Annotated in this window: 7 protein-coding genes and 1 pseudogene; 2 read left to right on the plus strand and 6 right to left on the minus strand. The window is 52.5% G+C overall.

All coding sequences use genetic code 11. From position 1 onward, the window contains the following. A partial coding sequence (locus V7680_RS14615) for a heavy metal translocating P-type ATPase (protein WP_335654000.1) occupies positions 1-1,120 on the plus strand: 1,120 nt, incomplete at its 5' end. Positions 1,121-1,549: 429 nt separating this feature from the next. Here the strand turns inward: V7680_RS14615 and V7680_RS14620 are convergent. The 6 genes and pseudogenes from V7680_RS14620 to V7680_RS14645 form a co-directional block, all read right to left on the minus strand. Further along, positions 1,550-1,762, minus strand: a pseudogene (locus tag V7680_RS14620) (IS5/IS1182 family transposase); the annotation flags it as partial. 53 nt (positions 1,763-1,815) lie between these two features. Beyond that, complete coding sequence (locus V7680_RS14625; protein ID WP_335654001.1) at positions 1,816-2,517, minus strand: VIT1/CCC1 transporter family protein; 702 nt, start codon at positions 2,515-2,517, stop codon at positions 1,816-1,818. A gap of 33 nt (positions 2,518-2,550) precedes the next feature. Further along, positions 2,551-3,915 carry a HAMP domain-containing sensor histidine kinase gene (locus V7680_RS14630; RefSeq protein ID WP_335654002.1) on the minus strand — a complete coding sequence of 455 codons (1,365 nt, stop codon included), beginning with the start codon at positions 3,913-3,915 and terminating at the stop codon, positions 2,551-2,553. Beyond that, the gene (locus tag V7680_RS14635) at positions 3,881-4,567 is read right to left on the minus strand and encodes a response regulator transcription factor (RefSeq protein WP_335654003.1); all 687 of its coding nucleotides are present in this window, start codon (positions 4,565-4,567) and stop codon (positions 3,881-3,883) included. Before V7680_RS14635 ends, V7680_RS14630 begins: the two co-directional genes overlap by 35 nt. Further along, complete coding sequence (locus V7680_RS14640; protein ID WP_335654004.1) at positions 4,548-5,237, minus strand: cytochrome b/b6 domain-containing protein; 690 nt, start codon at positions 5,235-5,237, stop codon at positions 4,548-4,550. The genes V7680_RS14635 and V7680_RS14640 overlap by 20 nt, the downstream gene beginning before the upstream one ends. After that, on the minus strand, positions 5,170-5,451 hold the full coding sequence (locus tag V7680_RS14645; protein WP_335654005.1) for a PepSY domain-containing protein: 282 nt from the start codon (positions 5,449-5,451) through the stop codon (positions 5,170-5,172). Before V7680_RS14645 ends, V7680_RS14640 begins: the two co-directional genes overlap by 68 nt. Positions 5,452-5,650: 199 nt before the next feature. Between V7680_RS14645 and V7680_RS14650 the strand changes: the two genes are divergently transcribed. Then, entirely contained in the window at positions 5,651-6,133 is a 483-nt protein-coding gene (locus V7680_RS14650; RefSeq protein ID WP_335654006.1) for a rubrerythrin family protein, read from the plus strand. Positions 6,134-6,366: the final 233 nt, after the last annotated feature.

Genomic DNA, 6,366 nt, shown 5'->3' on the forward strand with positions numbered 1-6,366 from the left:
GATAGACGAGCCAGTCTCCGATAGCATTTACAGGGCTATGGCAGTCCTCGTTGCCGCCAGCCCCTGTGCGCTGGCTATTGCAACACCTAGCGCTGTTTTAAGCGGGATTGCCCGTGCAGCGCGCGGCGGTGTTTTGATAAAGGGCGGCGCGCCTCTCGAGATGCTGGGTAAGCTTGATTCGATCGCTTTTGATAAAACTGGAACCCTTACAATTGGCGAACCGGAGTTGGTCGAAACGGTGCCTTTCGGAGAAACTGGAGCAGACGAACTTATCGCTATTTCTGCCGCTGTCGAAGTGCATAGTGATCACCCTCTGGCGCAAGCTATTGTGCGTGAAGCAGAAAAACGCCTCGGATCATCGGATCTGATCGCTACAGATTTTCAGAGCATAACGGGCAAAGGCGTTTCTGCCAAAATCAATGGCGTAAATGTCTTTATCGGGAAAGCGGGGCTTTTTCTCGACGATGATCAGGATTCGCTTCCTGAAGATGTCGCCCAAAAAGTAACCGAAATGTCTTCACGCGGTCGCACCACCATGATTGTCAGGCGTGGCGGCAAATTTATTGGCGTTCTCGGCCTCATGGATACGCCCCGCGCTGCAGCGTCCGAAGTGATAAACAAGCTCCGGTCTATTGGAATCTCACGGATGATGATGATTTCTGGCGACAATCAGAAAGTCGCCGACGCGATCGCCCTGGAAGTAGGTCTTGACGAAGCCTTTGGTGACCTAATGCCGGATGACAAGGTCGAGAAAATTGCTCAACTGAGCGATCAGGGCGGAGTGGCGATGGTTGGTGATGGTGTGAACGATGCCCCCGCGATGGCAAATGCGACTGTTGGAATAGCCATGGGAGCCGCCGGTTCCGATGTAGCGCTTGAAACGGCAGATATCGCGTTAATGGCAGATGATCTGGCGACATTGCCTTTTGCCGTTGGTCTCAGCAGATCAACAAGTAGCATTATCCGTCAAAATCTCTGGATCAGTCTTGGCGTGGTGGCCGTATTGATACCGGCAACACTCTTCGGCCTGGGGATCGGCCCCGCTGTCGTGATGCATGAAGGATCGACGCTTGTCGTGGTCATAAATGCCTTGCGGCTGCTGGGATATCAGGAAAGTTAATCTATGCGGCCATCGTGCCGGTCGTGCTCATGGATGGAAGAGCGAGAGCCTGTTGAATATCAGATTTGAGCGGAGTTTAACGCAATCAAGCAGGGTTGACCCAAAACGCAAAAAACGAGTGAAGATATGAGCGTTCGTCTAATGGCATTTCAGCGCGGTTTCGAATTGATGCCATCATTCATTCTAGCCGTAATTTTCTTGGTATTCTGGTCGAAGGTTGCGAAAGGTCATTTGGATGCAATAGATAGAACCCTTTTGCTTGCTTTTCGGTCGCCGAGAAATTCCGATATTCTGACGGTTCCGGACTGGCTCCTGCCATTTGTCCGCAATATCACCGTTTTGGGAGATTCAACCTTCCTGCTTCTGGTTATTTTTGCAGTAACTTTTTTTTTAGTCGTGAAAAGGGCCTATCTCAATGCACTTCTGCTGACAGTCCCTCTGGCTCGCTTGATAGCGGATGAAGCCATTGGCATTGGCAAGCGGCCGCGGCGCCTTGAAGTTGCGGTTGGTGGCTCGGAGCCGTTTGCCGTCAGGGCAGGTATAGCTGTCGTCTTCGCGGTCGTAGACTAAGGCAGACCGCTCGAAGGCGTCGTCGCTTCTGCCGGACTTGTCGAAGACGGGGTTATGCGGCTCGATGCCTCTGCAACTCATCTCGTCATAGGCTCTATATTGACACGGTTCCTAAGACATTGAGGCTAAACAGCGGTCCCCACGATCGCCCCAATTCCCGCTGTAATAGCCATTGCAAGAGCGCCCCAAAAGCTCACACGCCATGTCGCTCTGCCAATGGCGGCGCCACCGGCTTTTGCTCCTACTGCGCCGAGGAGCGCCAAGAATACCAGTGATGCTATTGCGACAATTGGAACCAAATTTGCGATTGGCGAAACGACAACCAACAGCAAGGGCAGGGCCGCCCCCGCCGTGAAGGTGACTGCCGAAGTGATTGCCGCCTGAATGGGTTTCGCTTCGGTATGCCCGGTAATCGCAAGCTCATCATGCGCGTGTGCGGCTAGTGCGTCTTTCGCCATCAGCTGGGCCGCGACATCTTTTGCCGTATCCTGATTTACGCCACGCGCGATATATATCCCTGTTAGTTCCGCATGTTCGGCCTCGGGACTGGCTTCAAGCTCGGCCTTTTCACGGGCCAAGTCTGCTTCTTCTGTGTCAGCCTGTGAGCTTACTGATACATACTCCCCCGCTGCCATCGACATTGCGCCAGCGACCAACCCGGCTGCGCCCGCAACCATGATTTCGCTGCGGCCACCGCTGGCGGCAGCAACGCCGATTATCAGGCTGGCAGTTGATACAATACCGTCATTTGCGCCAAGAACAGCGGCGCGAAGCCAACCGATGCGTGAAACGAGATGACGTTCAGGGTGGTTATGCAGACGGCTCATGATATTTTCGACTTTCTGAAATTAGTGAAGGTTCTAATTTGAAAAAAGAACAACAAAACGAACCCCACCACCTTGGGGATTTTCTATACTGACTGTTCCTCCATGTGCTTCGGCGAGTTTCCGGACGATGCCCAAGCCCAACCCTGCACCGGTTCCCGAGCTACGGTTCTTGCGCCAAAAGCGTTCAAACAAATTGGCGGCATCTTGCTCTGAAACGCCGGGGCCGTAATCACGCACATGAAAACGAGGGCCAGGCCCGGCGGCTATTTCAATTGGTGAGTTTCCCGGAGCGTGGGCAAGGGCATTGTCGATGAGATTGCGGTAAATCCGGTAAATCGCCTCTTCGTGACCATTGATCATCGCTCCGCCGCAATCTTCGAACACAAGGTCACGCCCAGCCTGGAATGCTCTAGGCGCCAGCTGTGAAACTGCCTGTCGTCCCACTTTGGCCAGATCAACAATAGCATCTGTTTCAAATGCCTTGGCGTCTGCTTGCGCAAGATCGAGCATTTGATTGACGAGCCGCGTCATCTGCCGATTATCTTCGAGCAGCGCTTCGCGTTGCTCGGACTTGGGAAGTTGATCGATGGAAAGCTGCATGATTGACAATGGCGTGCGCAGTTCATGCGCCGCATTTGCGGTAAAGGAACGCAATATTGTTATGGCGTCATCGAGCCGTTCAAGCGCTCGGTTAACGGCCCGAACAAGCGTGGTGACCTCGCGCGGGGCAGCAGGCTCGTTAATCCGCACGCTCATATTCTCAGGATCAAGGCCGTCGACTTCTTCTTCGGCCTTGCGAAGCGGATCAAGCACCCGGCGCACGGCGAAAATATTGAAGAGCAACATCATTAGCGACAATGGGATGAGAGGGAGTGCGACATGTTGAATAAGCTCATTCGCAATAACTGGAACGTAAGATTTAAGACCCGATCCCTCAAATTGCATATATAGCCAGCGTTGCTCCCCATCGACTTTGACTTTGCGCAAGCCTGATATGCGGAAGCCAATTTGTAGTTTTTCCCGTTTCGTCCAGTCCATCATTGTGCCGCCATACGGTGATGGATGTATGGTTGTCGCGCCATTGGGATTGGATAATTTTGGATCGACATAGCTTGCAAACCACCGGTCAGCGCCAGGCGGGCCTTCAAGGCCCGGATTATTGCCTATCGTTTGGCTGGCAGCTTTGTCTGCTTCTAAAGACAATAGCTCTTGGGCCAAAGATTGCGGTTGGCGGCTGTAGGTAAATACCACGAGTCCAACGTCGAGTAGCGCAAATAGCAGCGTTACGATTGCCAGTCTTACTGCAATCTGGCGAAAAAGACTTGGCGTGCGCTTGTTCGAAACAATCCGATCTTTTCCAGTTTCACGCATCTTCAGATACCGGAATGAAAAGGGCATAACCGACCCCGTGAACAGTTTTAATCTCTATGTCAGCCGAGGCGGCAACTAACCGTTTGCGCAAGCGTGAGATAGATGCCTCCAAGGCATTTGGCGTAACCTCTGCATCCATAGAATAAAGGGTATTTTCAATTGCCGGTTTTGCGACCACGTGGCCCGCCCTGCGCATCAACAACTCCAACAAATCGACTTCGCGTGGAGAAATTTCGATTTTTTGTGTCTTTACCAATACCATTCGCTCGGCAGGTTCGAGCGACACATTGCCTGCCTGTAATATCGTGGAAAGCGTTGCGCCTGGCCTGCGTAACAGTGCGCGGCATCGTGCAGCCAATTCGGGTATCTCGAATGGTTTCACTACATAATCGTCCGCGCCGGCATCAAGACCCGCTACGCGGTCATCCAGTCCGCCTCGTGCTGTCATTATCAAAATGGGGGTTGGATTATTGCCAGCACGAAGAGACCGGACAAGCTCAAGCCCGTCACCATCGGGCAATCCCAAATCCAATAATATCAGATCAAAGCCGCCTATTTGAACGGCATGAACTGCGCCTTCAATTGTCTCATACCAGTCGATAGCAAAGCCCTGACGATCAAGACCATCGCGGATCAAGTTCGCCAGTCGGGCATTATCTTCAACGAGTAACAGGCGCATTATCAATATCCGATTCAGAAGCTGCCCGCTTATAGCCGGTTATCATGGACAAAGGCAGGTTTTCGCGATGACGGATACTTTCTACAATCGCAGCGGCAACATGCAGGAACGCGGCGCCAATAATGATATTGGCAATCACTTCATGCAGTTCCTCAACCCATGGCTCGCCCCAGAATTGATCGCTTCCCATCATCCAGCCCGTTGCGCCCATTGCCGCCACGAGTAGCATCAGTAGAAGCATCATCATGGCACCGGCTGGGTTGTGCCCGATATAACGTGGCTCGCGCCGGGCGACCAAAGCGCCGCCATAGCTGACCAACGCTTTGGGGCCCGGAACAAAAGCGGAGAAGCGGGCGTGGCCTTTGCTCACAAAGCCCCAACCGAGGCGGATGAGAAGGGCTGCAACCATCACATATCCAACATAGATATGCGGGTCTTCCATATGCTTCAGAACCGTCAGGTTCGCGATCGTTCCAAGCGCGACCGTCCAGTGGAATATGCGCACCAGTGGGTCCCAGACTTTGATACGCTGGCTTTTGTCCACCACGGTTCCCACCTGACCGTCCTTTTCAGGCCGATCAGGTGGGATATATCTTTCAAACTCAGTCAACATTGTTCTGGACCACTTTGCCGTTGGTTGGATTAAAATAGACCTCAGCGCGGCGGCCATCCTTGTTGATTGCGTAAATTTCGTAGCAGCTGCCGGAAACCTGGAACACTTTGATCTTCTTGAAGCCCATTTTCGCAATTTTCGCCTTCATCTGAACAGGTGTCAGCCATTGAGATTGCGGTTTTGCCGTGCAAACCGGTGAAGCAAATGCGGCGGACGAAAATGTAAGCGCGCCAACAGCCGCTAAAGTCGAAATCAATATTTTCTTATTCATTGCAGGTCTCCGAAATATTGCGGTCACTTCTTCTTACCGCCGAGGCCTTTGTGAACCATGCTCCTGACGGAACACTGACGGCATCCAAAATAAATCGCGCAATCGCGCAAATATATTTTGCGCTCGTCAGGACACCGTCAGTTTAGCGGACCAGATTGATGCATGTCGCAACAGTGCGAACATGATTTGGAGAATAAGCATGTCATCAATAGTCAAACTGGGAGCAGCCGCTCTCCTCCTTTCCGTTACAATTTCTGGTTCGGCGTTTGCACAGGCAGACGCGGCGAAAGAACTGTCCCCGCAAACCAAAGTCAATCTCGAAGCTGCAATGCATGGTGAGGCCTTTGCAAATCTGAAATATCAGCGTTTTGCCGAACAGGCCGACGAACAGGGGCAGTCAGAACTGGCCCAACTTTTCCGCGATTCCGCTAACATTGAAGCGAACGAACATTTTGATCGCGAAGCCGAGGCACTGCAACTTGGCAGCTCAAGCGATGTCAATTTGGAAGATGCAATGGCTGGCGAGCACTACGAAAATACCAAGATGTATGTAGAGTTTGCAAATCAGGCAGAAGCCGACGGCGATACCAAAGTGGCCGCAATGTTCCGCCAGATCGCTGTCGATGAAGGGGTGCATTATGACGCGTATAAGGCTGCGTTGGCGAGATTAAAAACAGAATAATGATCGTCAGCGGTGCCGATCGGGATCACGCTCGCGCCCGGTCGGCACAACAACACCGCAGTTTCTAAAGCGATGGAATCTTTAGAAAAGGCACCCCGGACTAGGAGCTATAAGGAACGGAACTGCACTTTCGGAAATACGTCTGAATGCCAAATTGTTGAGTAGGCTTTCGGCGTGTTGTCGGTCGGGTTTAACCCCTATCGCCCGGCCGACACTTTACCACACCCCGAATA

The sequence above is a fragment of the Parasphingorhabdus sp. genome (genome assembly GCF_036963705.1).
In the GTDB taxonomy this organism is placed as follows: domain Bacteria; phylum Pseudomonadota; class Alphaproteobacteria; order Sphingomonadales; family Sphingomonadaceae; genus Parasphingorhabdus.